Origin of the sequence: Pseudomonas sp. 21, assembly GCF_000955805.1 — a bacterium.
Lineage (GTDB): Bacteria > Pseudomonadota > Gammaproteobacteria > Pseudomonadales > Pseudomonadaceae > Pseudomonas.
This window is the reverse complement of the sequence record NZ_JYOA01000003.1, coordinates 538,582-565,565: the sequence shown is the minus strand read 5'-3', so window position 1 is coordinate 565,565 and position 26,984 is coordinate 538,582. Positions and strand designations below refer to the sequence as shown.

The 26,984-nt window shown below is 66.0% G+C and carries 20 protein-coding genes and 3 pseudogenes; 15 read left to right on the top strand and 8 right to left on the bottom strand.

Going from position 1 to position 26,984, the window contains the following annotated elements; genetic code table 11:
- Positions 1-72: 72 nt before the first annotated feature.
- Both UB43_RS30285 and UB43_RS30280 read right to left on the bottom strand, forming a co-directional pair.
- Positions 73-801, bottom strand: coding sequence for a methyl-accepting chemotaxis protein (locus UB43_RS30285; RefSeq protein WP_371318967.1), 729 nt, complete (start codon positions 799-801; stop codon positions 73-75).
- 126 nt (positions 802-927) lie between these two features.
- Positions 928-1,770, bottom strand: a pseudogene (locus tag UB43_RS30280) (cache domain-containing protein); the annotation flags it as partial.
- 450 nt (positions 1,771-2,220) lie between these two features.
- Here UB43_RS30280 and UB43_RS08190 point away from each other — a divergent pair.
- Positions 2,221-3,264: an LLM class flavin-dependent oxidoreductase gene (locus tag UB43_RS08190; RefSeq protein ID WP_045209926.1), complete on the top strand. Its 1,044-nt coding sequence runs from the start codon at positions 2,221-2,223 to the stop codon at positions 3,262-3,264.
- Between the two features lie 177 nt (positions 3,265-3,441).
- Here the strand turns inward: UB43_RS08190 and UB43_RS08185 are convergent, their stop codons facing one another.
- The gene (locus UB43_RS08185) at positions 3,442-5,064 is read right to left on the bottom strand and encodes an MFS transporter (protein WP_045209925.1); all 1,623 of its coding nucleotides are present in this window, start codon (positions 5,062-5,064) and stop codon (positions 3,442-3,444) included.
- A 199-nt stretch (positions 5,065-5,263) separates the two neighbouring features.
- Complete coding sequence (locus UB43_RS08180) at positions 5,264-6,928, bottom strand: GMC family oxidoreductase (RefSeq protein ID WP_045209924.1); 1,665 nt, start codon at positions 6,926-6,928, stop codon at positions 5,264-5,266.
- 138 nt (positions 6,929-7,066) lie between these two features.
- Between UB43_RS08180 and UB43_RS08175 the strand changes: the two genes are divergently transcribed.
- Complete coding sequence (locus UB43_RS08175) at positions 7,067-7,987, top strand: LysR family transcriptional regulator (RefSeq protein ID WP_045209923.1); 921 nt, start codon at positions 7,067-7,069, stop codon at positions 7,985-7,987.
- Positions 7,988-8,194: 207 nt separating this feature from the next.
- Entirely contained in the window at positions 8,195-10,171 is a 1,977-nt protein-coding gene (locus UB43_RS08170; RefSeq protein ID WP_052969520.1) for a tetratricopeptide repeat protein, read from the top strand.
- A 112-nt stretch (positions 10,172-10,283) separates the two neighbouring features.
- Here UB43_RS08170 and eco read toward each other — a convergent pair whose 3' ends face one another.
- From eco to UB43_RS08155, 3 genes are all read right to left on the bottom strand, one after another.
- Positions 10,284-10,766 (bottom strand): serine protease inhibitor ecotin, encoded by a 483-nt coding sequence (eco, locus tag UB43_RS08165; RefSeq protein ID WP_045209922.1) that lies wholly within the window; start codon positions 10,764-10,766, stop codon positions 10,284-10,286.
- Positions 10,767-10,876: 110 nt separating this feature from the next.
- Positions 10,877-11,668: a tellurite resistance TerB family protein gene (locus UB43_RS08160; protein ID WP_045209921.1), complete on the bottom strand. Its 792-nt coding sequence runs from the start codon at positions 11,666-11,668 to the stop codon at positions 10,877-10,879.
- Between the two features lie 186 nt (positions 11,669-11,854).
- The gene (locus UB43_RS08155; RefSeq protein ID WP_045209920.1) at positions 11,855-12,577 is read right to left on the bottom strand and encodes a tellurite resistance TerB family protein; all 723 of its coding nucleotides are present in this window, start codon (positions 12,575-12,577) and stop codon (positions 11,855-11,857) included.
- A gap of 247 nt (positions 12,578-12,824) precedes the next feature.
- Here UB43_RS08155 and UB43_RS08150 point away from each other — a divergent pair, with 247 nt between their 5' ends.
- From UB43_RS08150 to UB43_RS30270, 11 genes and pseudogenes are all read left to right on the top strand, one after another.
- Entirely contained in the window at positions 12,825-13,736 is a 912-nt protein-coding gene (locus UB43_RS08150; RefSeq protein ID WP_045209919.1) for a LysR family transcriptional regulator, read from the top strand.
- 347 nt (positions 13,737-14,083) lie between these two features.
- Entirely contained in the window at positions 14,084-15,538 is a 1,455-nt protein-coding gene (locus UB43_RS08145; RefSeq protein WP_045209918.1) for a gamma-aminobutyraldehyde dehydrogenase, read from the top strand.
- A 129-nt stretch (positions 15,539-15,667) separates the two neighbouring features.
- On the top strand, positions 15,668-16,813 hold the full coding sequence (ydcS, locus tag UB43_RS08140; RefSeq protein WP_024765696.1) for a putative ABC transporter substrate-binding protein YdcS: 1,146 nt from the start codon (positions 15,668-15,670) through the stop codon (positions 16,811-16,813).
- Positions 16,814-17,016: 203 nt separating this feature from the next.
- A complete protein-coding gene (locus tag UB43_RS08135; protein WP_045209917.1) occupies positions 17,017-18,045 on the top strand; it encodes an ABC transporter ATP-binding protein in 1,029 nt (342 codons plus the stop codon).
- A gap of 1 nt (position 18,046) precedes the next feature.
- On the top strand, positions 18,047-18,997 hold the full coding sequence (locus tag UB43_RS08130; protein ID WP_045209916.1) for an ABC transporter permease: 951 nt from the start codon (positions 18,047-18,049) through the stop codon (positions 18,995-18,997).
- Entirely contained in the window at positions 18,987-19,793 is an 807-nt protein-coding gene (locus UB43_RS08125) for an ABC transporter permease (RefSeq protein WP_024766933.1), read from the top strand. The genes UB43_RS08130 and UB43_RS08125 overlap by 11 nt, the downstream gene beginning before the upstream one ends.
- A gap of 251 nt (positions 19,794-20,044) precedes the next feature.
- Entirely contained in the window at positions 20,045-21,469 is a 1,425-nt protein-coding gene (locus UB43_RS08120) for a gamma-aminobutyraldehyde dehydrogenase (RefSeq protein WP_045209915.1), read from the top strand.
- A gap of 350 nt (positions 21,470-21,819) precedes the next feature.
- Positions 21,820-23,682, top strand: coding sequence for an FAD/NAD(P)-binding protein (locus UB43_RS08115; protein ID WP_045209914.1), 1,863 nt, complete (start codon positions 21,820-21,822; stop codon positions 23,680-23,682).
- An 86-nt stretch (positions 23,683-23,768) separates the two neighbouring features.
- On the top strand, positions 23,769-24,245 hold the full coding sequence (locus UB43_RS08110) for an ester cyclase (protein WP_045209913.1): 477 nt from the start codon (positions 23,769-23,771) through the stop codon (positions 24,243-24,245).
- A gap of 191 nt (positions 24,246-24,436) precedes the next feature.
- Positions 24,437-24,733 (top strand): annotated as a pseudogene (locus UB43_RS30275) (methyl-accepting chemotaxis protein); the annotation flags it as partial.
- Between the two features lie 129 nt (positions 24,734-24,862).
- Positions 24,863-25,594 carry a cache domain-containing protein gene (locus UB43_RS30270; protein WP_371318966.1) on the top strand — a complete coding sequence of 244 codons (732 nt, stop codon included), beginning with the start codon at positions 24,863-24,865 and terminating at the stop codon, positions 25,592-25,594.
- A gap of 91 nt (positions 25,595-25,685) precedes the next feature.
- Here UB43_RS30270 and UB43_RS08100 read toward each other — a convergent pair whose 3' ends face one another.
- Positions 25,686-26,015: a hypothetical protein gene (locus UB43_RS08100; RefSeq protein WP_045209911.1), complete on the bottom strand. Its 330-nt coding sequence runs from the start codon at positions 26,013-26,015 to the stop codon at positions 25,686-25,688.
- A gap of 593 nt (positions 26,016-26,608) precedes the next feature.
- Here UB43_RS08100 and UB43_RS29805 point away from each other — a divergent pair.
- A pseudogene (locus UB43_RS29805) lies at positions 26,609-26,984 on the top strand (hypothetical protein); the annotation flags it as partial.

The following is a 26,984-nucleotide window of genomic DNA, read 5'->3' as shown; positions in this document are numbered from 1 at the left end:
CATGGCCCGCTCCTACAGAAGAGCGCCGTCCTCCCCCAATGAAAAAGGGCCCGCATACGCGAGCCCTTTTCCTCAGGTCCTGAACCGCGAAACCAACCGGTTCAGCTCGTCCGACAAACCACCCAGGGTCTGCGCATCGCCCCGCGTGGCCTCCGCCAGCCCGGCGACTTCCTGGGCGTCGCGGTGGATCTGGCTGATGTGCCGGTTGATCTCCTCCGCCACCTGGTGCTGTTCCTCGGCGGCGGTGGCGATCTGGGCGTTCATGTCGCGGATCACATCCACCGATTCGCGGATCGCCCCGAAGCACGCCCGCGCCTCGCGGATCGACCCCACGGTGCGCTGCGAGGCCTCCAGGCTCGACTGCATCTGCCGCCCGGTGTCATGGGTACGGCGGGCCAGGGTGCCGAGCAGGTTGTCGATCTCCCCGGTGGATTCCGCCGTGCACCGGGCCAGCGCGCGCACCTCGTCGGCCACCACGGCAAAGCCCCGCCCCTGATCACCCGCGCGCGCCGCTTCGATGGCCGCGTTGAGCGCCAGCAGGTTGGTCTGCTCGGCAATCGAACGGATGGTGCCGAGGATCGACTGGATTGCGTTGCTGTCCTGCTCCAGCTGGCGCATGGCGTCGGCGGAATGGGCGATCTCGTGACTCAGGCGGCCGACGCTGTCCACCGCCTCGTCGATCTGCTGCTGGCCATCGTGGGCCTGGCGCTGGCCGCTGTCGGCGGATTCCGCCGCCTGGCTGCAGGAGCGCGCGACCTCGTTGGCGGTCATCACCATCTCGTTGAACGCGGTGGAAACCATGTCCACCGCCTCGCGCTGGCGTTCGGCGGTATCGGCCAGCGCCTGGGAGGTCTCGCGGCTGCTGCCGGAACTCTGGTGGATGCTGCCGGCGGCGGTGCCGATGCTCTGCACCAGGGCGCGAATGGCATCGAGGAACTGGTTGAACCAGCCGGCCAGCTGCGCCGTCTCGTCGCGGCCACGCACGGCAAGGCGCCCGGTGAGATCACCGTCGCCCTGGGCGATGCCCTCCAGGCCAGCGGCCACGGCACGCACCGGGCGCACCACCAGGCCGGCGAACAGCGAGCCGAGCCCAGCGAACACCAGCGCGATGATCACCGCCATCAGGGCGATGCCCCAGGTCAGGCGGGTGGCCTTGCTCATCACTTCGCTTTCCTTGATCAGGCCGACGAAGCGCCAGCCCAGAGTCTCGGACGGCCAGACGTTGGCCAGGTAAGGCTCGCCGCCGATGGTGACCTCCACCAGCCCTTTCTGCGCGCTGGCCAGGCGCTGGAAATCGCCGCCCAGCTCGCCCAGTTGCTTGAAGTTGTTCTCCGGGCTGTGCGGGTCGACCAGGATGGTGCCGTCGCCTTCCATCAGCATCAGGTAGCCGGATTCGCCCAGGCGGATAGCCTTGACGATATCGGTCAGGCGCTTGAGCGAGACGTCGATGTTGACCACGCCGCCCTGCGGGCCGAACTGGTTGGCGAAGGTGCGCACGCTGCTCACCAGCACCACCTTGTCCGCCGCCCAGTAGTAGGCCTTGGTGCGCAGGGTCTTGCCCGGCTGCGCCATGGCCGCCTGGTACCAGGGACGGGTTCGCGGGTCGTAGTTGGCCAGCTTGGCGTCGCCCGGCCAGAAGCTGTAGCCGCCCTCGCGGGTGCCGAGGGACACGTAGGCGTAATCCGGATGGCTCTGCGCCAGGCTGGTGAAGAGGTCGAAGACGCCCTTGTCCAGCTCCCCGCTCGGGTGCTGCGCGGCGTCGGCGCCCATGTACTGCTTGAGGCTGCCGCCGATGGCCGCCAGCTGCGGATGGCCGGCCAGGTAGTCGACGTTCTGGGTGATGCCGTCGAAGAAGATCTGCATGGCGTTTTCGACCTGGCGGATCTCGCGGCTGCTGCCGTCGATGAAGCTGTCCCGCGCCTCGCCGCGCAGGTTGAGGATCACCAGCACGGCAACGAGGATCACCGGCAGGCTGGCGATGGCGGAAAAGGCGAGGATCAGTTTTTGTTTGAGGTTCATCCCTACTCCCTTGGTCTGCTCGCGGCAGAAACGCCTTGCAGACATCCCGTATTATGGTATACCAATATGCAGCGAATTCCCTAGCGCGGAAAACGACGACTCACCCCGCCGCCGCGCCTGACCACCCAAAGCAGCGATGCGTGCCTGCGCATCTCCCGCCGGCTGCCGCGCCGGAAACAAGAAAGGTTCGAGGTAAGCGATATGAAGTTTTCCCTGTTCGTGCACATGGAGCGCTACGACGACCAGCCCAGCCACCGCCAGCTGTTCGAAGAGCTCACCGAGCTGACGCTGATGGCCGAGGCCGGCGGTTTCTCCACCGTCTGGATCGGCGAGCACCACGCCATGGAGTACACCATCTCGCCGAGCCCGATGCCGCTGCTGGCCTACCTCGCCGCGCGCACCGAGACCATCCGCCTGGGCGCCGGCACCATCATCGCGCCCTTCTGGCACCCCATCCGCGTGGCGGGCGAATGCGCCCTGCTCGACGTGATCAGCAACGGCCGCATGGAAGTGGGCCTGGCGCGCGGCGCCTACCAATACGAATTCGACCGCATGGCCGGCGGCATGCCCGCCTCCAGCGGCGGCCAGGCGCTGCGCGAAATGGTCCCGGTGGTGAAGGCGCTGTGGCAGGGCGATGTCGCCCATGACGGCGAAATCTGGAAATTCCCCACCTCCACCTCCTCGCCGCGCCCGATCCAGAAGCCGACCCCGCCGATGTGGATCGCCGCCCGTGATCCGGACTCGCACAACTTCGCCGTGGCCAACGGCTGCAACGTGATGGTCACGCCGCTGATGAAGGGCGACGAGGAAGTGGTCGACCTGAAGAACAAGTTCGAAGCCGCCCTGGCCAACAACCCGGATGTGCCGCGCCCGCAACTGATGGTGCTGCGCCACACCCATGTGCACACCGCCGACGACCCGGAAGGCTGGAAGGTCGGCGCACAGGCCATCTCGCGCTTCTACCGCACCTTCGACGCCTGGTTCGGCAACAAGCAGACCCCGGTCAACGGCCTGCTGCCGCCCAGCCCCGAAGAGAAGTTCAAGGAGCGCCCGGAGTTCGAGCTGGAGAACATCCGCAAGAACACCATGATCGGCACCCCGGAAGAAATCATCGCGCGCATCCGCCACTACCAGGAACTGGGCGTGGACGAGTTCAGCTTCTGGGCCGACAACAGCCTGCCGTATGCCGAGAAGAAGAAGTCACTGGAGCTGTTCATCCAGCACGTGGTGCCGGCTTTCCGCTGATCGCTTCGGCTTAGCACAAAGGGCGTCTTCGGGCGCCCTTTGTGTTGGCGGCACCGCGCCTCCCTGCAGGAGCGCGCCATGCGCGCGATTGCGGACATGGCCCGCTCCTGCAATGGAATGCCGGTGCGAAATGAAAAAGCCCGGCATCCAGCCGGGCCCTTTCGTCAGCGCCGAGGATCAATCCGCGTGGATGTCGTTGTCCTTGGTCTCCTTCAGGAACAGCAGCGAACAGACCAGGCTCATCGCCGTGATCAGCACCGGGTACCACAGCCCGTAGAAGATGTTGCCGGTGTACACCACCAGGGCGAACGAGATGGTCGGCAGCAGCCCGCCAAACCAGCCGTTGCCGATGTGGTAGGGCAGCGACAGCGAGGTGTAGCGGATGCGCGTCGGGAACAGCTCGACCATCAGCGCCGCCAGCGGGCCGTAGCAGCAGGTGGCGATGAAGATCAGCGCGACGATGATCGCCACCACCATCGGCCGGTTCACCAGCGAGGAGTCGGCCACGGTCGGGTAGCCGGCGTCCTTCACCGCAGTGCCCAGCGCGGCGGCGTCAAAGCCCTCGATACGCTTCTCGCCCACGGTCACCACCAGCTCGCTGCCGGCCGGCGCGGCCACCGTGCTGTAGGGCACGCCGCCCTTCACCAGCAGGGTCTTGGCCTTGTCGCAGGCACTGTCGAATTTGGCCTTGCCCACCGGGTCGAACTGGAAGGTACAGGTCGCCGGGTCCGCCATCACCGTCACCGGCGCCTGGCGCGAGGCCGCGTCGATCTGCGGGTTGGCGTAATGGGTCAGCGCCTGGAACAGCGGGAAGTACAGCACCGTGGCCAGCAGCAGGCCGGTGATCAGCACCGGCTTGCGCCCGACCTTGTCCGACAGCCAGCCCATGATCACGAACAGCGGCGCGCCGATCACCAGGGCGATGATCAACAGGCCGTTGGACAGCGCCGGGTCAACCTTCAGCACCTGGGTGAGGAAGAACATCACGTAGAACTGCGCCGCGTAGAAGGTCACCGCCTGGCCGGCGTTGATGCTGAACAGCGCGATCAGCACGATCTTCAGGTTGCTCCAGTGGGTGAACGACTCCTTGAGCGGCGACTTGCTCACCTTGCCCTCGGCCTTCATCTTCAGGAACGCCGGCGACTCGTGCATGGACAGGCGAATCCAGGTGGAGATGCCCAGCAGCACGATGGAAATCAGGAACGGCAGGCGCCAGCCCCAGGTTTCGAACTCCGGCCCGGTGATCTGCCGGCAACCCCAGATCACCACCAGCGAGAGCAGCAGGCCACCGGTGGCGGTGCACTGGATCCAGCTGGTGTAGGCGCCGCGCTTGTGGTTCGGCGCGTGCTCGGCCACATAGATCGCCGCGCCGCCGTACTCACCCCCCAGCGCCAGCCCCTGCAGCAGGCGCAGCACGATGAGGATGACCGGCGCCGCCACACCGATGGTGGCGTAGGCCGGCAGCAGACCGACGGCAAAGGTCGACAGGCCCATCAGCAGGATGGTGACGAGGAAGGTGTACTTGCGCCCGATCATGTCGCCCAGGCGGCCGAACACCAGCGCGCCGAAGGGACGGACGAGGAAGCCGGCGGCGAACGCCAGCAGGGCGAAGATGAAGGCAGTGGTGTCGTTGACCCCGGCGAAGAAATGCTTGGCGATGATCGCTGCCAGCGAGCCGTAGAGGAAGAAGTCGTACCACTCGAATACCGTGCCGAGCGACGAGGCGAAGATCACCTTGCGCTCGTCGCGACGCGTAGTCGCGGGACGCTCATAGGAGCTGGACTGTGCTACTTCGGTCATTACGGGCTCTCCTGCCCCTTCTGGGGGCTCTTGTTTTTGTCAGCCTCGACTGCCACGGTTTTCACACCGCGCGATACCGGTTTCTGCTGCACCTTGTAGGACCGAGGGGGACGCCCAGTCCTTGCTCGCGAACCGCCCCGCACTCTGGCGGCCGGGAGCAGAATTCCACGCCATGCCATGTGGGGAGACGGTGCTACCGTCACGCCACCGGAGCTTCCTCCTGCGTGCGCCCACTGGAAGGGATGACCTCTGCGCCGCGCGCGGGTTCGCTCAAAATCATCTGCGCGGCCTTTTCCGCGATCACCAGCACCGGCGAACAGCTGTTGCCGGAGGTCAGGCTGGGCATGATCGAAGCGTCGGCGATGCGCAGGCCGGAAATGCCGTGCACACGCAGCTGGCTGTCCACCACCGCGCCCTCACCCTGCCCCATGCGGCAGGTGCCGGCCGGGTGGAAGATGGTGGTGCCGATCTCGGCGGCGGCGCGATGCAGGTCTTCCTCGGTCTGGTAATCCGGGCCGGGCTTGAACTCCACCGGCTGGTAGCGCGCGAGCGCGGGTGCAGCAGCAATGCGTCGCGTCAGGCGGATGGCATCGGCCGCCACGCGCAGGTCCTGCGGGTGGCTCAGATAGTTGGGCTGGATGACCGGCTTGTCGCGCGGGTCCAGCGAGCGCAGCGTCACCGAGCCACGGCTCAGCGGGCGCAGGTCGCACACCGAAGCGGTGAACGCCGGGAAGCTGTGCAGCGGCTCGCCGAAACGCTCCAGCGACAGCGGCTGCACGTGGTATTCGAGGTTGGCCGAACGCTGGCCCGGGTCGGACCTGGCGAATGCGCCCAACTGGCTCGGCGCCATGGACAACGGCCCGCTGCGCTTGAACAGATACTCCAGGCCCATGCCCATCTTGCCCCACAGCGTGGAGGCGATCTGGTTCAGCGAAGGTGCGCCGTTCATGCGGTAGATCAGGCGCAGCTGCAGGTGATCCTGCAGGTTGCCGCCGACACCGGAGAGCTCGTGACGCACGCCGATACCGTGCTTCTCCAGCAGATCGCGCGGGCCGATGCCCGAGCGTTGCAGCAGCACCGGCGTGTTGATCGCCCCGGCGCAGAGGATCACCTCGCGCCGCGCGCACACCTCGCGCCGCGCGCCCTGCCAGTTCACTTCCAGTCCGGCGGCGCGGCCGTTCTCCAGCAGCACGCGGTGGGCTTCGACGTGGGTCAGCACGGTGAGATTGGCGCGGTTGGCAATGGGCCGCAGGAAGGCCTTCGACGCATTCCAACGCACGCCGGAACGCTGGTTCACCTGGAAATAGCCGCAGCCTTCGTTGTCGCCGCCATTGAAGTCCTCCACCGCGCGCACGCCGGACTGAGCCGCCGCCTCGCGGAAGGCATCGAGAATGGTCCACGACAGGCGCTGCTTCTCCACCCGCCACTCACCGCCCGAGCCGTGCAAGTCGCTTGCGCCGGCGAAGTGGTCCTCCATCTTCATGAACAGCGGCAGCAGGTCGTTCCAGCCCCAGCCAGGGTTGCCCTCGGCCGCCCAGCCGTCATAGTCCAGCGCCTGCCCGCGCATGTAGATCATGCCGTTGATCGAGGAGCAGCCGCCCAACGTGCGCCCGCGCGGGTACTTGATCGCGCGGCCGTTCAGGCCCGGCACCTTTTCGGTGTCGAAACACCAGTCCGTGCGCGGGTTGCCGATGCAATAGAGGTAACCGACGGGGATGTGGATCCAGGGATAGTTGTCCGGGCCGCCGGCTTCGAGCAGCAGCACGCGGTTGGCGGGGTCGGCGGACAGGCGATTGGCCAGCAGGCAACCGGCGGGGCCCGCGCCGACGATCAGGTAGTCATAAGCATCCAGTGCCTGCGGCATGGAAAGTACCTCGTCGTTTCTTGTTCTTTTGGGTATGACGACTGAGCCTAGTCGTTCGTTCGTGATAAAAGAACAGTCGTTTCGAGTCACCTGCTGTGCGTTTTCTAACAGTGCGCCTTCTGCCAACGAGAGCCGCCCATGTTCGACTGGAATGACCTGCGCTACTTCCTGGAGCTGCACCGCAGCGGCCGCCTGCTGACCACCGCAAAACGCCTGGGCACTACCCACGCCACCGTGGCGCGGCATATCGAGAGCATCGAGCGCGACCTCGGCACCCAGCTGTTCGCCCAGCACACCGGCGGCTACCAGCTCACCCCGGCCGGCCAGGCGCTGCTCAAGCACGCCGAAGCCATGGAGAACACCGCCCTCCTCGCCCAGGAGGAAATGAGCCAGGCCATCTCCCCGCTGGGGCAGATCCGCCTCGGCGTCACCGAAGGCCTGGGCACCATGTTCCTCGCGCCGCGCATGAGCGAGCTGATGCAGCGCTACCCCGGCCTGGAAGTGGAACTGGTGTCGGTGCCGCGCTTCGTCAGCATCACCAACCGCGAGGCGGACATCGCCATCACCCTGGAACGCCCCAGCGCCGACCTGCTCATCAGCCGCCTGCTCACCCGCTACCGCCTGAGCCTGTTCGCCAGCCCCGCCTACCTGGAAAACGCCCCGCCCCTGCGCGACCGCGAAGACCTCAGCCAGCACCCGTGGATCGGCTACGTCGACGACCTGCTGTTCAGCCAGGAACTGCTGTTCCACCACAGCTTCTGCCGCCACCCGCAGGTGGTCTTCCGCAGCACCAGCGTGGTCGCCCAGCAACAAGCCGCCCAGGCGGGCATCGGCATCGCCATCCTTCCGCAGTTCATGGGGCTGCGCGACCCGCTGCTGGTGCCGGTGCTGCCGGAGGAATTCATCGAGCGCGAATACTGGATGTGCACCCGGCGCGAACTGCACCGGTCGGTAAGACTGCGGTTGGTGTGGGATTTTCTGGTGGAAGTCTGCGGCCGCGAACAGGGCATTCTCGTCGAGGGAAAGAGCGCAGCTATACAAGGTGCAGCGAGCCACTGAACGCGCAGTACCAGCGAGGCGCGGCCCTTCTTCAGGAGCAAGTTCGCTCCTGCAAACGCAGTTGGGCCTACCGATAGAGGGCCGCTGTTTCACCACATCATTAGCGTCGAACTTGCCTACAGATTCAGGGATTCCTGACAGCCGCTTCCGAATTATTCAAGGCGACTTTTACCGAAGATATCCGGCACTCGATTCCGGAGGCATTTCATGCGCCAGCGGCAACCCAGCCTGTCCCTGCAGCTCATCATCGACGCGATCAATAGCGGCGAACTTACTCATGGCGAAGCGCTGGCTCGGCAGTTCCTGCGTGTACAACCGCGAAACGCCGAAGCTCTAAATCTGTGCGGAGTGGCGTGCCTGAACCAGGGCAAGGCGATACAGGCACGGGAACTGATCAAACGTGCCCTGACCCTGCGCAAGGATGCGAGCTATCACTTGAACCTCGCCCTGGCCGAGCAGGCCCTGGGCAATGCCGAGCGGGCAGAAGAGGCATTTCGGGCATGCTTGCAGTTACAGCCGGGGAATGCGCAAGCAGCCAACAACCTGGCGAACATCTGTAACAAGCAGCGCCGCTACAAAGAAGCTGAGCAACTCTATCTCCAGGCCATTGCCAGCAACCCCGCCTATCTCCTGGCCTACAAGAACCTGGGTAACCACCTGTGTGAGCGTGGCCAAAGCGAAGCGGCCATTCCCATTCTCACTAAAGCTCTCAAATTGAGCCCGGATAGAAGCGACCTTCAGCTGGAACTGGCCAAAGCACTGCAAAATAGAAAGCGCTACAAGGAGGCCTCTGAGTGGTTTGCCAAAGGCAAGAGCTGGAGCAACCTGCAACTGACCTTGCGCACTCTCGGCAGTTGGTCAGATCTGGCAGCGATTGATGCCGCTTTGCTGCAACAGCTGGGCGGTTCCACACGAGAAGCGGCCACGCCCTGGGGGCTGATCAACCTGCCCGAACTTACCCCGAATCAACACCGTGAAGCCGCTCGCCACTTTGCCGAGTCGCGCTGGTCACGGGAGCTACTCGCCCCACCCTTGAGCAGCGAGCCCGCAGAGGGCGAATGCCTGCGCATTGGCTACCTGTCCAGCGACTTCTATGACCACGCGACGATGCACCTGATGATGGGGGTGCTGGAGGCGCATGACTGCGCCAGGGTGGATATTCACCTGTTCGACTACGGCCCGCCGCGCGAGGACTATTTCACCCACCGCCTCGCCGCAACTGGCCTGCCCTGCCACAACCTGCGCGAGCTGTCCGACGAGGCGGCGGCGAAGCTGATCGCCGAGCAGCGCCTGCACATGCTGGTGGACCTGAAGGGCTACACCACTGGAGCGCGCCAGGGCATCACCGCATTGCGGCCGGCGCCGGTGATCATCAATTGGCTGGGCTATCCGGGCAGCCTGGGGCATCCACGCCTGGCGGATTACCTGATCGGTGATCCGGCCGTGACGCCAGCCGAGCACGCTGCGCATTTCAGCGAGACGCTGGCGCTGATGCCCCATAGTTACCAACCCAATGACCGAGACCGCCCCTTGAACCCACCGCCCGGTCGAACGGAAGTCGGGCTACCGGAAAAAGGCGTGGTGTTCGCCAGTTTCAACCAGTTGCTCAAGCTCAATCCGGGCGAATTCGACCTGTGGTGCCGACTGCTGCGGGAGGTGCCGGATGCTGTGCTCTGGCTGCTGGAGCCCGAGGCCGAGGAGGCCCGCGACAATCTTCGGCGCGAAGCACAGCAGCGTGGAGTGGCCGCCGAACGCCTGATCTTCGCGCCACGCCTGAAACAGGATGAACACCTTGCCCGCCTCTGCCTGGCCGACCTGGCCCTGGACAGTTTCCCCTGCACCTCGCATACCACTGCCAGTGATGCGCTCTGGGTGGGGGTACCACTGATGACGCGACTCGGCGAGACCTTTACCAGCCGCGTGGCGGGAAGCCTGCTCAAGGCGCATGGTTTCGAAGAACTGGTGGCGAAGGATGCAGAGGACTGCTTCGAGCGGCTGAAAGCCCTGGCTCTCGACGAACGCGTACGCACCGAGCTGCGCCGGCGGCTGTCGGCAGCGCGGATGAGCTCGCCACTGTTCGACACGGTGCGTTTCACCCGTGATCTGGAAGCCTTGTACCAGGCAATCTGGCTGCACCACTGCACCAGGCCGGAAGAGCGCTCCGAGGTCGTGCTGGCGGTTTAGTTGCAGGACCGAGGGGGACGCCCAGTCCTTGCTCGCGAACCCACCCAGCGCCGGAGCCGGGGGAAGGCTGTTCGCGAGCAAGCTCGCTCCTACAAGCGCAAGAGCGTTTGAGTTACTCCGCGCGGGCGTGCTCGACCTTGTCGGAGGCGGACCAGAGGCGGTAGCGGACTTCGACGTCTTTCGGCGCGTAGATCACGATGGGCAGCTTGCTGTTGTAGCGCAGCACGAAGCCTTCGCCGATTACCGGGACGAAGTCCTTCTTGCTCTTGCCTTCGGGGCAGGCCATCAGGGTGCTGGCCGGGCCGCTGACCTTGTCCAGGCGGTAGTAGGAGTAGCCCCAGCCTTCCAGGGTCTTCTCTTCCAGGGTGCCGCCCAGGCGCTGGCGGTTGCAGTCGACGGTCAGCGTCTTGCCGGCGAGGATCTCGACCTTGAAGTTCTCCTCATGGGCCTGCTTGGGCAGGTGGATGACCTGGCGGACGAAGCCTTCATCGGCCTTGGGATAGGGCGCGACGTCTTCCAGTTTGGCGGCGTTGGCCAGGGTGGCGGTGGCGCTGAGCAACAGCGCGGTGGGCAGGGTGAAACGGGCGAACGGCATGAAGCCTCCTTGCAGAATTGAGGAACGAACGCGCCGCGAGGGTGCGTTCGTCCGAGCCTCTCTGACCGTCAGATTGTACGAATGCTCCTACGGTCGTGCCCTGAGTTGTATCAAGCTACTTCACCACCGGCCTTCGCCTGCTGCTCCAGGTGTGCCTGCAACTCGGGGTCTAGGTTGAGGTTGTAGGCCAGTTCGTCGAGGTAGGTGCGCTCGGCGTCCTGCTGGTCATCCACCAGCATTACGCTGACCAGGTACATCTCAGCGGCCACCGCGGGGTCGCCCTGGGCCGCCTGGGCGACGTCGGCAGCGTCCAGCGGCTTGCGCATCTCGGCGTCGATCCACGCTTGCAGTTGTGGCTCGCCGGCATGACGCTGCAACTCGGCCTGGATGGCGGCCTGTTCGCGCTGATCGATTCGGCCGTCCGCCTTGGCCGCCGCCAGCATCGCCTGGAGAATGGCATGGCTGTGGGCTTCGGCCTCGGGGCCATCGAGCTGGTCGACGGTGGTCAGGGATTGTTGCTGCGAGGGATTGGCGCCCTGGTTGCGCTGCCAGTTCTGATAAGCCTGGAAGGCCATCATGCCCAGCGAGGCGAGCATGGCGTAGTTGACGCCACCGCCCGTGGAGCGCCCCTGGGGAGCGCCGCCCGCGCTGGCGCCGCCGCCGAGCATGCTGCCCAGCACACCCCCCAGGCCGCCCAGGCCACCACCGCCGGAGCCACCCGCGCTACCACCGCCGAGAATCGAACCCAGACCGCCGCCTCCGCCGCCGCCGCCCAGCAACCCGCCGAGCAGGCCACCCAGGCCACCGAGCGGGTCCGCGCCACCGGCGCCGCCCTGTTGCTGTTGCGCCGCCGAGCCCTGTCCGGCCCGCAGCAATTGTTCCAGTAGATCGGTCGTGTTCATGATCAGTCCCTCGCCATCGCGCGGTGTGCGTTGGGCAACGATAGTCCCGCCACACCGATGCGCCAGCGCCGTCCGCCAGCCGGCCCGGAATGGTCGGGACGCTCGGCGTGTCCGGCACCATCGGGTGCCAGGCGAAGCGCCGCAGTCGTGCCTCTTGTCCAGCGCTTGCGAGGAAGGTCACGCCGCTCAGGCGGGTACCGCATCCAGCGCCTTCTGCGCCTGGGCTTCCAACTCGATCTTGAGGCCGGCGTCGAGGCTCAGCTGGCGCGCCAGTTCATCGAGGTAGGCACGTTCCATGAAGTTGGTCTCGTCGACCATCAGCAGGCTGGCCAGGTACATCTCGGCGGCCATTTCCTCGCTGGTGGCGGCGCGGGCGACCTCGGCCGGGTCCAGCGGCTTGGCCAGTTCACGGTCGAGCCAGCCCTGCAGTTCGACATCGCCGGTGAGCTTGGCAATCTCGCCGTCGATCAGCTGACGTTCGCGATCATCGATATGTCCGTCGGCCTTTGCCGCAGCGACGATGGCCCGCAGGATGGCATGGCTGTGCTGCTCGGCCTGGGCCGGCGGCAGGCGGTCGACGGTCTGCGGCTCACCGCGCGGGGCGCTGGCCTGCTTCTGTTGCCAGTTACCGTAGGCCTTGTAGGCCAGCACACCCAGTGCCGCGAGGCCGCCATAGGCGACCACCTTGCCGCCGACCTTGCGTGCCTTCTTGCTGCCCATCAGCAGGCCCAGCGCGCCGGCTGCCAGCGCACCGCCACCAGCACCGGAGAGCAGGCTGCCCAGGTCCAGGCCGCCGCCCTTGCCGGACGAAGAGGATTGCCGAGCGCCATCCTGCCGGGCCACGCCCTTGTTCTGCAGGAGGTCCTGGCCGGATCTGAGGAGCTGGTCGAGCAGGCCGCGAGTGTTCATGGCGATCTCCACTGTCTATCGAAAATTGTGGATTCCGACTCTAGTCCAGCGCGCGGCAGGGACGCAGCGACAGTGTGCTTCCGGATATTGCGGGCCTTTGCCGGCGGGTCCGCAGGGCAAATAGGCCGCTTTCATTCGATTAAAAAGAATGCTCCTATAGATTTTCGATAATCAACAATGAAATGCGCCGAGACCGGCTAGACAAGGCTCTAGATCGCGACTCCGCGCGCCAGCGGCCAATCTCACCATGATGACGCTCCGCCAGATCCGCCACTTCATCGCCGTCGCCGAGACCGGCTCGATCTCCGCCGCCGCCCAGGCGGTGTTCATTTCCCAGTCGACCCTGACCCTCGCCATCCAGCAGCTGGAAGAAGAGATCGGCGTACGCCTGTTCGACCGCCATGCCAAGGGCATGACCCTGACTCACCAGGGCCACCAGTTCCTGCGCCAGGCGCACCTGATCCTGGCCACGGTGGAGAACGCCAAGCGCAGCCTGCAGCAGAGCACCGACCAGGTGGCCGGCAGCCTGACCATCGGGGTGACCAGCCTGGTGGCGGGTTACTACCTGGCCGACCTGATCAACCGCTTCCAGCGCGCCTTCCCCAACGTGAAGACCCGCGTGGTGGAGGACGAGCGCCCGTACATCGAGCACCTGCTGGTGAGCGGCGAGATCGACGTCGGCGTGCTGATCCTCTCCAACCTGGAGGACCGCCACGCCCTGCAGACCGAGGTGCTCACGCACTCGCCGCACCGCCTCTGGCTGCCGGCGCAGCACCCGCTGCTGGAGCGCGACAGCATCGGCCTGGCCGATGTGGCCGGGGAGCCATTGATCCAGCTGAACGCCGACGAGATGGGCCTGCACACCCAGCGCATCTGGTCGCGCGCCGGGCTGGTGCCGCAGGTGACGCTGCGCACCGCCTCGGTGGAAGCGGTGCGAAGCCTGGTGGCGGCGGGCCTGGGCCTGTCGATCCAGCCGGACATGACCTACCGCCCCTGGTCGCTGGAAGGCGACATCATCGAGGCGCGGCCGCTGGTGGACCTTTCCGAACCCCTGGACGTTGGCCTGGCCTGGCGTCGCGGCACCGCGCGACCGGCATTGGTGGACCCGTTCCTCACCGTCGCCCGCGAGCAGCCCAACGCCAAACGCCTGTCGATCTGAACACCGAGTTACACGTACGCACCGGACCAACGCAGGGCGGATAACCGCTAGCGGTTATCCGCCGAATGAACCGGAAGGATATGGACGGCGGATAACGCTTGCAGCGTTATCCGCCCTGCGGATTGGCGACCATCTGAGCGCCATCCCGGACGAAACGCCTTTCGATCTAGAGGCTTACAGCGTTCGATTTAATCGAACGGCGCTTTCAGTAATTAGAATTTGTCGACCCCACGCCCGGACTCTAGTCTCTCGTCCCATACCAAAGGGCCAAGTTCCGGGCACCGCCCCTACGCCGGAGCAAGCACATGGCCCCCGAAAACAAGACAGATAAAAGACGAGCTTCCAAGATGACCGGCGCAACCCTGCATACCGCCTTGCTGATCGACGGCCAACTGGTCGCCGGCGAAGGCATGGCCGAACCGATCATCAACCCGACCACGGGCGAAACCATCGCCAGCATCGCCGACGGCTCCATCGATCAGGTCGAGCAGGCCATCGCCGCTGCGCACCGCGCCTTCCCCGCCTGGGCCCGCACTACCCCCGCGCAACGCTCCGCCGCGCTGCTGGCCATCGCCGATGCCATCGACAAGCGCGCCAATGACCTCGCCCAACTGGAATCGCTGAACTGCGGCAAGCCGCTGCACCTCGCGCGCCAGGACGATATCCCGGCGACCGCCGACGTGTTCCGTTTCTTCGCCGGCGCCGTGCGCTGCCAGCAGGGCCAGCTCGCCGGCGAATACGTGCCCGGCCACACCAGCATGGTGCGCCGTGATCCGGTGGGCGTGGTCGCCTCGATCGCGCCGTGGAACTACCCGCTGATGATGGCGGCGTGGAAGATCGCTCCCGCGCTGGCTGCCGGCAACACGCTGGTATTCAAGCCGTCCGAACACACGCCGCTGAGCATCCTGGCGCTGGCGCCAGCGCTGGCGGACATCCTCCCCGCCGGCGTGATCAACATCGTCTGCGGCGGCGGCGAAGGCGTCGGCAGCCATCTGGTCAGCCACCCGAAGGTGCGCATGGTCTCCCTCACCGGCGACATCGTCACCGGCCAGAAGATTCTCCAGGCCGCCTCGCGCACCCTCAAACGCACCCACCTGGAACTGGGCGGCAAGGCGCCGGTGATCGTCTGCAACGACGCCGACCTCGAAGCCGTGGTCCAGGGCGTGCGTACCCACGGCTACTACAACGCTGGCCAGGACTGCACCGCCGCCTGCCGCATCTACGCGCAAGCCGGTATCCATGACCGCCTCGTCGCCGAGCTGGGCGATGCCGTGGCCAGTATCCGCTTCGCCCGCAAACGCGACGCCGACAACGAGATCAGCCCGCTGATCAGCGCGCGCCAGCGCGACCGCGTGGCCAGCTTCGTCGAGCGCGCCCTCGGCCAGCCGCACATCGAGCGCGTCACCGGCGCCGCCGTGCACTCGGGCCCCGGCTTCTACTACCAGCCGACCCTGCTGGCCGGCTGCAAGCAGCAGGACGAGATCGTCCAGCGCGAAGTGTTCGGCCCGGTGGTCACCGTGACCCGCTTCGACCAGCTGGAACAGGCGGTGGACTGGGCCAACGACTCCGAATACGGCCTGGCCTCCTCGGTGTGGACGCAGAACCTGGACAAGGCCTTCCAGATCGCCAACCGCCTGCAGTACGGCTGCACCTGGATCAACACCCATTTCATGCTCGCCAGCGAGATGCCCCACGGCGGGCTCAAGCGCTCGGGTTACGGCAAGGACCTGTCCAGCGACTCACTGCAGGACTACAGCGTGGTGCGCCACATCATGGCGCGCCACGGCCAGCAACTGGATTGAACCATCCGGCGGGCCACCCGCCGGCACACAAGAAAGTCCCCGACGGATCGGCGCGCCCGCCCGTACAGAGGGACGTTGCTCGATTGAACTGCCCCACCAATAGAGACAACAACGAGAGGGAGACACCCGATGCGCAAGACCGCACTGCTCAGTGCCATCACCACCGCCCTGCTGGCCAGCGCCGGCGTCCAGGCCGCCGAGGCCCTGAAGGAAGTCGGCAAAGGCGAAGGCCGCCTGGACATCATCGCCTGGCCCGGCTACATCGAGCGCGGCCAGTCCGACAAGAACTACGACTGGGTGACCCAGTTCGAGAAGGACACCGGCTGCCAGGTCAACGTGAAGACCGCCGCCACCTCCGACGAGATGGTCAGCCTGATGGCCAAGGGTGGCTATGACCTGGTCACCGCTTCGGGCGATGCCTCCCTGCGCCTGATCTACGGCAAGCGCGTGCAGCCGATCGATCCGTCGCTGATCCCCAACTGGAAGAACATCGACCCGCGCCTGAAGGACGCCGCCTGGTACGTGGTCAACGGCAAGACCTACGGCGCGCCGTACCAGTGGGGCCCGAACCTGCTGATGTACAACACCAAGGTCTTCCCCACCGCGCCGGACAGCTGGAAAGTCGTGTTCGACGCGCAGAACCTGCCCGACGGCAAGCCGAACAAGGGCCGCGTGCAGGCCTACGACGGCCCGATCTACGTCGCCGACGCCGCGCTGTACCTGAAGGCCACCCAGCCGGAACTGGGCATCACCGACCCGTACCAGCTCGACGAGAAGCAGTACGCCGCCGTGGTCGAACTGCTGCGCAAGCAGCATGACCTGATCCACCGCTACTGGCACGACACCACCGTGCAGATGAGCGACTTCAAGAACGAAGGCGTCGCCGCTTCCAGCGCCTGGCCGTACCAGGCCAACGCCCTGAAGGCCGAAGGTCAGCCGATCGCCACCGTGTTCCCGAAGGAAGGCGTCACCGGCTGGGCCGACACCACCATGCTGCACGCCGAAGCCCAGCACCCGAGCTGCGCCTACAAGTGGCTGAACTGGTCGCTGGAACCCAAGGTGCAAGGTGACGTGGCCGCCTGGTTCGGCTCCGTGCCGGCCGTGCCCGAAGGCTGCAAGGCCAGCACCCTGCTGGGCGGCGAAGGCTGCGCCACCAACGGCTACAACCAGTTCGACAAGATCGCGTTCTGGAAGACCCCGGTGGCCGAGGGCGGCAAGTTCGTCCCGTACAGCCGCTGGACCCAGGACTACATCGGGATCATGGGCGGCCGCTAAGGCCTGGAGCGTTCGCGAGCAAGCTCGCTCCTACGAAGAGCAATCGTCCCCTGTAGGAGCGAGCTTGCTCGCGAACCCGCCCCGTGCGCCTCGCCTTGCCGGCGAGCGCCACGATCTCCATCCGATTGCATCGATTCACCCGTATCTCAGATTCACGGGCAGGGCTCCCCTACGCCGGAATCCTGCCCCTTGGAGCGTGCACCATGACCACCCCCGCTGTTCAATTCACCCAGGTCTCCCGCCAGTTCGGCGAGGTGAAAGCCGTTGACCGGGTGTCCATCGACATCAAGGACGGCGAGTTCTTCTCCATGCTCGGCCCGTCGGGTTCGGGCAAGACCACCTGCCTGCGCCTGATCGCCGGTTTCGAGCAACCCAGCGCAGGCTCCATCCGCATCCATGGCGAGGAGGCCGCCGGCCTGCCGCCCTACCAGCGTGACGTCAACACGGTATTCCAGGACTACGCGCTGTTCCCGCACATGAGCGTGCTGGAGAACGTCGCCTATGGCCTGAAGGTAAAAGGCATCGGCAAGGCCGAGCGCCTCAAGCGCGCCGAAGAAGCCCTGGCCATGGTCGCCCTGGGCGGCTACGGCGTGCGCAAGCCGGTGCAGCTCTCCGGTGGCCAGCGCCAACGTGTAGCCCTGGCCCGCGCCCTGGTGAACCGCCCGCGCGTGCTGCTGCTGGACGAACCCCTCGGCGCGCTGGACCTCAAGCTGCGCGAGCAGATGCAGAGCGAGCTGAAGAAGCTGCAGCGCCAGCTGGGCATCACCTTCATCTTCGTCACCCACGACCAGAGCGAAGCGCTGTCCATGTCCGACCGCGTCGCGGTGTTCAACAAGGGCCGCATCGAGCAGGTCGACACCCCGCGCAACCTCTACATGAAGCCGGCCACCCCGTTCGTGGCCGAGTTCGTCGGCACCTCCAATGTGCTGCGCGGCGACATCGCCCAGGGCCTGACCGGCAACGCCCAGCCCTTCTCCATCCGCCCGGAGCACATCACTTTCGCCAACGGCGAGCGCAGCGCCTCGGACATCGAGATCAGCGGCCTGCTGCACGACATCCAGTACCAGGGCGCGGCGACCCGCTACGAGATCCGTCTCGACAACGGCCAGAACCTCTGCCTCAGCCAGGCCAACAGCCAGTGGGCCGACATCGACCTCGCCCACCAGCCAGGCCAGCGCGTGACCGCTCGCTGGGCGCGCGAGGCGATGGTGGTGCTGAACGAGGGCGCGTGAGATGGAACTGACGATGAACGCACCGGTGCACGCGGCCAGCAATGGCCCGCTGCGCCGCCTGTCCAACCTGCTCTACCGCAAGCCGACGCTGTACCTCTCGCTGCTGCTGATCCCGCCGCTGCTGTGGTTCGGCGCGATCTACCTCGGCTCGCTGCTGACGCTGCTTTGGCAGGGTTTCTACACCTTCGACGACTTCACCATGACGGTGACGCCGGACCTGACCTGGGCCAACTTCGGCTCGCTGTTCAGCGGCTCCAACTTCGACATCATCCAGCGCACCGTGCTGATGGCAGTCGCGGTGTCCATCGCCAGCGGCGCGGTGGCCTTCCCCATCGCCTACTACATGGCGCGCTACACCACCGGCAAGACCAAGGCGTTCTTCTACATCGCCGTGATGATGCCGATGTGGGCCAGCTACATCGTCAAGGCCTACGCCTGGACCCTGCTGCTGGCCAAGGGCGGCGTCGCCATGTGGTTCGTTCAGCACCTGGGCCTTGAGCCGCTGCTGAACCTGCTGCTGGGCATTCCGGGCATCGGTGGCAACACCCTGTCCACCTCCAGCTTCGGGCGCTTCCTGGTGTTCGTGTACATCTGGCTGCCGTTCATGATCCTGCCGATCCAGGCCTCCCTGGAGCGCCTGCCGCCGTCGCTGCTGCAAGCCTCGGCAGACCTCGGCGCGCACCCGCGGCAGACCTTCTTCCAGGTGATCCTGCCGCTGTCGATCCCCGGCATCGCCGCCGGCTCGATCTTCACCTTCAGCCTGACCCTGGGCGACTTCATCGTGCCGCAACTGGTGGGCCCGCCCGGCTACTTCATCGGCAGCATGGTCTACGCCCAGCAGGGCGCGATCGGCAACATGCCGATGGCCGCCGCCTTCACCCTGGTGCCGATCGTGCTGATCGCCGTCTATCTCTCCATCGTCAAACGTCTGGGGGCCTTCGATGCACTCTGAGAAAGCTTCCTGGGGGCTCAAAGCAGCCGCCTGGGGCGGGCTGGTGTTCCTGCACTTCCCGATCCTGATCATCTTCCTGTACGCCTTCAACACCGAGGACGCGGCCTTCAGCTTCCCGCCCAAGGGCTTCACCCTGCACTGGTTCAGCGTCGCCTTCGCGCGCCAGGACGTGCTCGAGGCCATCGAGCTGTCGGTGAAGATCGCCAGCGTCGCCACGCTGATCGCCATGCTCCTGGGCACCCTGGCCGCGGCTGCGCTGTACCGCCGCGACTTCTTCGGCAAGGAAGGCATCTCGCTGATGCTGATCCTGCCGATCGCCCTGCCCGGCATCATCACCGGCATCGCCCTGCTGTCGGCGTTCAAGACCCTCGGCATCGAGCCGGGTTTCCTGACCATCGTCATCGGCCACGCCACCTTCTGCGTGGTGATCGTCTACAACAACGTCATCGCGCGGTTCCGCCGCACCTCCCACAGCCTCATCGAAGCCTCGATGGACCTGGGCGCCGACGGCTGGCAGACCTTCCGCTACGTGATCCTGCCGAACCTCGGCTCGGCGCTGCTGGCCGGCGGCATGCTGGCGTTCGCGCTGTCCTTCGACGAGATCATCGTCACCACCTTCACCGCCGGCCACGAACGCACCCTGCCGATCTGGCTGCTCAACCAGCTGGGTCGCCCGCGTGACGTGCCAGTGACCAACGTGGTGGCGATGCTGGTGATGATCGTGACCATGCTGCCGATCCTCGGCGCCTACTACCTGACCAAGGGTGGCGAAGGCGTGGCGGGGAGCGGGAAGTGACTCCGTGCCAGGCGGCCCTCTCCCCTCGCCCTCTCCCTGAAGGGAGAGGGAGTGATCCGTGCCGGCTGACACCTTGGTTTCATCCTGCTGCGAACGGTCCCCTCTCCCTTCAGGGAGAGGGCTAGGGAGAGGGAAAGCCCCTGCTCCGATCCAACAGAACCCCTCAGGCCCGCCGCCCACAAACCGCGTGGCCCCAAAGAAGAAACACCCAACCGAATTTGCACCACGCTCCTGACCAAGAGGACTCAACCATGCAAACCAACCTGCTGATCAACGGCCAACTGGTCGCTGGCGAAGGCGAGAAGCTCGCTGTTGTGAACCCGTCCCTGGGCACCACCCTGGTGGAAATCGCCGAGGCCACCCCGGCCCAGGTCGACGCCGCCGTGCTGGCCGCCGATGCCGCCTTCGACAGCTGGTCGCAGACCGCGCCGAAAGACCGCGCGATGCTCCTGCTGCAACTGGCCGATGCCATCGATGCCAACGCCGAGGAACTGGCCCGCCTGGAATCCAACAACTGCGGCAAGCCCTACTCCGCCGCGCTGAACGACGAGCTGCCGGCCGTGGCCGACGTGTTCCGCTTCTTCGCCGGCGCCTGCCGCGTGATGCAAGGCTCCGCCGCGGGCGAATACCTGCCGGGCCACACCTCGATGATCCGCCGCGACCCGGTGGGCGTGGTCGCCTCCATCGCGCCGTGGAACTACCCGCTGATGATGGTCGCGTGGAAACTCGGCCCGGCCCTGGCCGCCGGCAACACCGTGGTACTCAAGCCCTCCGAGCAGACTCCGCTGACGGCCCTGCGCCTGGCGCAGCTGATGGCCGAGATCTTCCCCGCTGGCGTGGTCAATCTGGTGTTCGGCCGTGGCCCGAGCGTGGGCGAACCGCTGACCACCCACCCGAAAGTGCGCATGGTCTCGCTGACCGGCTCGGTCGCCACCGGCAGCCGCATCATCGCCGGCACCGCCGACACCGTGAAGCGCATGCACATGGAACTGGGCGGCAAGGCCCCGGTGCTGATCTTCGACGACGCCGACATCGACGCCGCCGTGGAAGGCATCCGCACCTTCGGCTTCTACAACGCAGGGCAAGACTGCACCGCCGCCTGCCGCATCTACGCGCAGAAAGGCATCTACGCCAAGTTCGTCGAGAAGCTCGGTGCCGCCGTGGCCAGCATCCAGTACGGCGAGCAGGACGACCCGAACACCGAGCTGGGCCCGGTCATCACCGAGCAGCACCTGGAGCGCGTCATCGGCTTCGTCGAGCGCGCCAGGCAGGTACCGCACATCGAAGTGGTCACCGGCGGCAAGCGTGCCGACCGCGCGGGCTTCTTCTTCGAGCCGACCGTCCTCGCCGGCGCCCGCCAGGACGACGAAGTGGTCCGCCGCGAAATCTTCGGCCCGGTGGTTTCGGTCACCGAATTCGACGACGAAGCGCAGGCGCTGGCCTGGGCGAACGACTCCGACTACGGCCTGGCCTCCTCCGTGTGGACCAGCGACATCGGCCGCGCCCATCGCCTGTCCGCGCGCCTGCAGTACGGCTGCACCTGGGTCAACACGCACTTCATGCTGACCACCGAGATGCCCCACGGCGGCATGAAGCTGTCGGGCTACGGCAAGGACATGTCGATGTACGGCCTGGAAGATTACACAGCGATCCGCCACGTCATGATCAAGCACTGATTTGGAGTGCGGCCTGCTGCGCGTCGGCGGAGCTGCGTTGAAACGTAGCGAAGCGAAGTAACAGCCAACGGCTGGCCCGCAGGGTGAGCGAAGCGAGTCAAACAGGTCCGAGCCCAGTCATTTACTACTCGTAAACTTCTGGGCCCGGACCTGTTTCCGCCTTGCTGCGCTCTAGCTCGCGAGGCCCAACAGTACGGTGAAAAACACCTACCGGACCAAGGTCCGGAGGTTCAACGGCGCCCCGCTCGACCGGGACCGCCGCGCGGCCACGCATGCCGCAACCCCTTCCGGTGTGGAAGGGCAAAACCATGACAGCCCTGCCCCGGGCCATCACCTTGCAAGGACTTCCCATGACCATCACCCGCCGCGACTTCCTCAACGGCGTTGCCCTCACCATCGGCGCGGGCCTCACCCCGCTGCAACTTCTCCAGGCCGCTCCGTCCGGCCGCTACTACCCGCCTGCCCTGACCGGCCTGCGCGGCAGCCATCCCGGCGCGTTCGAGGTCGCGCACCAGATGGGCTGGGAGAAGAAGGTATTCAATACCGATGGCCTGAAGATCGAGGAGCAGTACGACCTGGTGGTGGTCGGTGGCGGCATCAGCGGCCTGTCCGCGGCCTGGTTCTACCGGCAGAAGCACCCCAAGGCGCGCGTGCTGATCATCGAGAACCACGACGACTTCGGCGGCCACGCCAAGCGCAACGAATTCCAGGCCGGCGGCCGGATGATCCTCGGCTACGGCGGCAGCGAAGCCTTCCAGTCGCCCAAGCACCTGTACAGCGACACGGTGAACGGCCTGCTCAAGCAGCTCAACGTCGACGTCGACCGCTTCGAAACCGCCTTCGACCGCGACTTCTACCCGAACCTGGGCCTGTCGCGCGGGGTGTTCTTCGACAAGGCCGGCTTCGGCGAGGCGAAGATGGTCAGCGGCGACCCGACGCCCATGGTGGCCGACGACATCGCCCCGGAAAAACTCAACGCTCGCAGCTGGCGTGCCTTCATCGGCGACTTCCCGCTGCCCGAGGCCGACCGCCAGGCGCTGATCGACCTGCACGAGGCACCCAGGGACTACCTCGCCGGCAAGACCCGCGAGGAGAAGGAAGCGCACCTGGCCAAGACCAGCTACCAGGACTTCCTGCGCAAGGACGTGGGCCTGAGCGAAGCCGCCACCCGCTACTTCCTCAGCCGTACCAATGACTTCTCCGCGCTGAGCATCGACGCCGTCTCCGCCGATTCGGCGTACTCCGTGGGCTTCCCCGGCTTCGGCGCGATGGACCTCGCGCCGATCAGCGAGGAAGCCAAGTCCGAGATGGAAGAGCCGTACATCTACCACTTCCCCGACGGCAATGCCTCGCTGGCGCGCCTGCTGGTACGCGGCCTGATTCCGGGCGTGGCGCCAGGCAAGGACATGAACGACATCGTCCTGGCCACCTTCGACTATTCGAAACTGGACCAGCCCAAGAACGCCGTGCGCCTGCGCCTGAACAGCACCGCCGTGAGCGTGAAGAACCGCGACGGCGGCGTGGACGTCGGCTACAGCCGCGCCGGCGCCCTGCACCACGTGCGCGCCAAGCACTGCGTGCTGGCCTGCTACAACATGATCATCCCGTACATCCTGCGCGACCTCTCCGCCGAGCAGAGCCACGCCCTGGCGCAGAACGTGAAGTTCCCGCTGGTGTACACCAAGGTGGTGATCCGCAACTGGCAGAGCTTCATGAAGCTGGGCGTGCACGAGATCTACGCGCCGAGCCAGCCCTACAGCCGCGTGAAGCTGGACTACCCGGTGGACATCGGCGGCTACAGCCACCCGCGCGACCCGAACCAGCCCATCGGTCTGCACATGGTCTACGTGCCCACCAGCCCCAACGCGGGCATGGATGCGCGCACCCAGGCCCGCGTCGGCCGCGGCAAGCTCTACGCCATGAGCTTCGAGCAGATGGAGGGGATGATCCGCGACCAGCTGCAGGCCATGCTCGGCCCGGCCGGCTTCGACCATCAGAAGGATATCCAGGCGATCACCATCAACCGTTGGTCGCACGGCTATTCGTACTTCTCCAACAGCCTCTTCGATGATGAGGAAGAGAGCGAAAAACTGATGAACCTGGCCCGCACCCAGGTCGGCAACGTGACCATCGCCAACTCCGATGCCGCCTGGGACGCCTATGCCCACGCGGCCATCGACGAAGCCTGGCGCGCGGTCGGCGAACTGTCCTGATAGACCCGGCGCCACGCAATGCGTGGCGCCACACTTAACGGCCGTCCGGCCGACAACCCGCGGGCACGCCCGCAACGGAGGCAAGCATGCGTCACCTCGTCAGAGCGTTTTACCTGCTGTCGCTGTTCACCTTTGCCGGCCTGGTCCAGGCCGCAGAGTCGCCCAAACAGATCGTCGACGCCTACATGGCCGCGTGGAACGCCCACGACGCCGAGAAGGCCGCCGGCTACCTGGCCAAGGATGCGGAGTACTTCGACGTCACCGTCGGCACCCCGCAGAAAGGCCGTGATGCCGCGCGCGACAACGTGATCAAGGTGTTCGTGGGGGCCGTGCCGGACCTGAAGTGGAAGATGAACGGCAAGCCGATCGTCGACAAGGATGGCATCGCCTTCCAGTGGACCTTCAGCGGCACCAACACCGGCGCCTGGGATGCCCAGACTCCGGCGACCAACAAGCCGCTGTCGTTCGACGGCGTGAGCTACGTGAAGGTCAAGGACGGCAAGATCGTCTACCAGGGCGATTACTACGACGCCCTGGGCCTGCACAAGCAGCTCGGCTGGTAACAGACGTCGGGCGCGCAGGGCGCCATCCGCCCTGCACCGCCTTTGTAGGAGCGCCCCATGGGCGCGATCGCGGGCATGGTCCGCTCCTACAGGGAGCAACCTCGGCCACTCCCCCTTGGGGGGGGCTGACATAACCAGAAAGACGCCCTCGCCACCCCCTGCCCTCATCCGCCACTGCAGTGTCCCAACCCATGCCAAGCACACTCGAAAGCCGGCCCGCGAGCGCCGAAGACAGCACCAGCACCCGCTCCACCATCGACCAGGTCAAGCAGTTGATCGCCGACCTGAACGTGCGCTGGACACAGATCAGCAAGGTCTCCGAAGTCATCAAGCAGATCGCCAAGAACACCAACCTGGTGGCCCTCAACGCCGCCATCGAGGCCGCCCGCGCCGGGGAAAGCGGACGCGGCTTCGCAGTGGTCGCCGATGAGGTGCGCCGCCTGGCGACCCAGTCGGCCAACGCCACCGCCGACATCGGCAACGTCGTCGCTTCGATCAAGAGCGAAAGCGCCAAAGCCCTGGCCGACGTCGAACAGGCCGAGCACTCCAGCCTGCTCGACACCGCCCGCGTCGTGCTGACCAGCGAGACCCAGCGCCTGGAAGCGCGCTTCGCCGTGATGGCCACCGCGCTCTATGGCCTGAAGAACTTCCTGATCGGCATGAAGAGCCGCAACCTCGGCCCGCAGCGCGAGCAGATCGACGCGGTGATGCAGGAATACCTGACCCGCAACCCCGACCTGCTGGCTTTCGCCTGCGGCTGCGAACCGAACGCCTTCGACGGTCGCGACGCCGAGTTCGTCGGCGCCCCCGGCCACGACACCAGCGGCCGCATCATGGCCTACTGGCACCGCGGCAGCGGCGTGGCCCAGCGCGAATGCCTGGTCGGCTACGACAAGGCCGACGGCAGCGGCGACTGGTACCAGATCCCCCGCGACAAGGGCCGTGACGTGTTCATGGAGCCCTACGAGTACAGCGTCGGCGGCAGCAGCGTGCTGATGACCTCGTTCATGTCGCCCATGATCGCCAACGGCCGCTTCCTCGGCATCCTCGGCGCCGACTACACCCTGCACCAGTTGCAGGAAAGCCTCGGCAAGCTGACACCCATGGGCAATGGCCAGTACACGCTGCTGTCCAACGCCAGCGTCTACGTCACCCACCCGGACGCCAAACGCCTGGGCAACAAGGCCGACGAACTGCCACAGGAAGCGCGCAACGCCATCGCCCAGGGCCGCAGCTGGGAACAGGCGAAAGGCCGTCGCGTGCAACTGCTGCAACCCATCCGCGTGGGCGACAGCGATGCGCCCTGGGCACTGATGATGAGCTTCGAACTGGCGCAGACCGGCGAGTAAGTGCCACGCCGTTCGCGAGCAAGCTCGCCCCTACAACTGGAGCCAACCCCGTAGGAGCGAGCTTGCTCGCGAACCCAGGCCCGGGCCCAGGCTACCCCCGGTCGGGCAACTCGGTGATATGGATTTCCGTCACCAGCGACGGCTTCGCCAGCGGCGTGCGCGACAGCAGCGGGCAGAAGCGCGCCAGCGCGCCGATCAGCTCCCACTGGGTATCCAGGGACTTCGCCAGCACATCCACATCCGCCAGCACCCGCTGGCCCACGCGCTGCAGGTGCGGATCGGGACTATGGCCGAGCTCCACCGACAACTGGGTGATCAGCGTGCTGAGGTTGGACATGTTGCGGGTGGCGAGGGCGAGGATGTTCGCCAGCAGGGCGATTTCCGATTGCGGGATGACAGCAGGCGTTGCAGAAGCGTCCATGCGTGCTCCAGAGGTGCTCTGATGGGTAGTGGCGCAATCCTTGCGCGAGCGCGGTGAGAGTAGCATCACAACGCCACTTCGCGACAGATATCACATTTCATTTCTTTTCCTGACCATTCGGTCACATCCCCCGAATCGCCTTCCGGGAGCCGCCGCAAACGCGACCTGATCCTCAAATCCCCACCCCGGCGGCGGAAACCACCCAGCACATTTGAGCCCGGGAAATCAGCTTCCTATGATCCTCGGCCATTTTTCGAACATTGAATGCCTGCTTCTCGTCGTGCACGGCGATCCGCTTTCGGTACGAGCGCCAGGCCTCTTCTTCACCTCCTTGAAGATGCCGCCCGATGGAACCCACCGCGAACTCCCCCCGCCCCCACGACACCCAGACGCCCCCAGGCACTCCGAACCCCAGCCCGGCGCCCATCGATTCGCTGAGTTCCTGGGACGATCCCGGCACCGCCTACACCGTGATACCGCGCCCCGCGGTGCCGCCCCCGTCCCAAGCTCGACCGTCCGTTCAGACCCAGCAGCAGGAACCAGCCGAAGCTCTGCCAGCGGCCAGTTTCCCCCGTCCCGCGCCCAGACCATCCTTGAGCTCGCTGCTGATCATCGGCATTGCTGCCTGTGCACTGTTCGGCGCGCTACTGGTCGCGCTGTGGAAGGCCGGGGCATTCGACGACACAGTCGTCACTCCGGCAAACCACGAGCCGAGCGCCCAGTCGCCTGCGCAAACGCAGCTCGCGGACACCCCGGTAGACAGTACCGTGACCTTTACCCAGGAACCCATGGACGACGAGCTGGTACTGCCTGCATCCTCCGCGCCCGTTCCGGACGAGCTGCCCGCCCCGCCTGTTCAAGCCCCTCAGCCCTCATCCGACGCCAGTGCCGATGCCGATGCCGTCAGGCCAGCAGCACCCGATGCGCAGAACGCTGAAGGGTCCGCCCCTGCACCTGCACCTGCACCTG

Bases quoted from the DNA above. Each gene is read 5' to 3' on its own strand.
- UB43_RS08190 (WP_045209926.1), top strand. From the start codon at position 2,221: ATGAAGTTTTCCCTGTTCGTGCACATGGAGCGCTACGACGACCAGCCC.
- UB43_RS30270 (WP_371318966.1), top strand. From the start codon at position 24,863: ATGGCCACCGCGCTCTATGGCCTGAAGAACTTCCTGATCGGCATGAAG.
- UB43_RS08150 (WP_045209919.1), top strand. From the start codon at position 12,825: ATGATGACGCTCCGCCAGATCCGCCACTTCATCGCCGTCGCCGAGACC.
- UB43_RS30285 (WP_371318967.1), bottom strand. From the start codon at position 801: ATGGTTTCCACCGCGTTCAACGAGATGGTGATGACCGCCAACGAGGTC.
- UB43_RS08125 (WP_024766933.1), top strand. From the start codon at position 18,987: ATGCACTCTGAGAAAGCTTCCTGGGGGCTCAAAGCAGCCGCCTGGGGC.
- UB43_RS08155 (WP_045209920.1), bottom strand. From the start codon at position 12,577: ATGAACACTCGCGGCCTGCTCGACCAGCTCCTCAGATCCGGCCAGGAC.
- UB43_RS08110 (WP_045209913.1), top strand. From the start codon at position 23,769: ATGCGTCACCTCGTCAGAGCGTTTTACCTGCTGTCGCTGTTCACCTTT.
- UB43_RS08115 (WP_045209914.1), top strand. From the start codon at position 21,820: ATGACCATCACCCGCCGCGACTTCCTCAACGGCGTTGCCCTCACCATC.
- UB43_RS08185 (WP_045209925.1), bottom strand. From the start codon at position 5,064: ATGACCGAAGTAGCACAGTCCAGCTCCTATGAGCGTCCCGCGACTACG.
- UB43_RS08145 (WP_045209918.1), top strand. From the start codon at position 14,084: ATGACCGGCGCAACCCTGCATACCGCCTTGCTGATCGACGGCCAACTG.
- ydcS (WP_024765696.1), top strand. From the start codon at position 15,668: ATGCGCAAGACCGCACTGCTCAGTGCCATCACCACCGCCCTGCTGGCC.
- UB43_RS08130 (WP_045209916.1), top strand. From the start codon at position 18,047: ATGGAACTGACGATGAACGCACCGGTGCACGCGGCCAGCAATGGCCCG.
- UB43_RS08120 (WP_045209915.1), top strand. From the start codon at position 20,045: ATGCAAACCAACCTGCTGATCAACGGCCAACTGGTCGCTGGCGAAGGC.
- UB43_RS08135 (WP_045209917.1), top strand. From the start codon at position 17,017: ATGACCACCCCCGCTGTTCAATTCACCCAGGTCTCCCGCCAGTTCGGC.
- UB43_RS08100 (WP_045209911.1), bottom strand. From the start codon at position 26,015: ATGGACGCTTCTGCAACGCCTGCTGTCATCCCGCAATCGGAAATCGCC.
- UB43_RS08175 (WP_045209923.1), top strand. From the start codon at position 7,067: ATGTTCGACTGGAATGACCTGCGCTACTTCCTGGAGCTGCACCGCAGC.
- UB43_RS08180 (WP_045209924.1), bottom strand. From the start codon at position 6,928: ATGCCGCAGGCACTGGATGCTTATGACTACCTGATCGTCGGCGCGGGC.
- UB43_RS08170 (WP_052969520.1), top strand. From the start codon at position 8,195: ATGCGCCAGCGGCAACCCAGCCTGTCCCTGCAGCTCATCATCGACGCG.
- eco (WP_045209922.1), bottom strand. From the start codon at position 10,766: ATGCCGTTCGCCCGTTTCACCCTGCCCACCGCGCTGTTGCTCAGCGCC.
- UB43_RS08160 (WP_045209921.1), bottom strand. From the start codon at position 11,668: ATGAACACGACCGATCTACTGGAACAATTGCTGCGGGCCGGACAGGGC.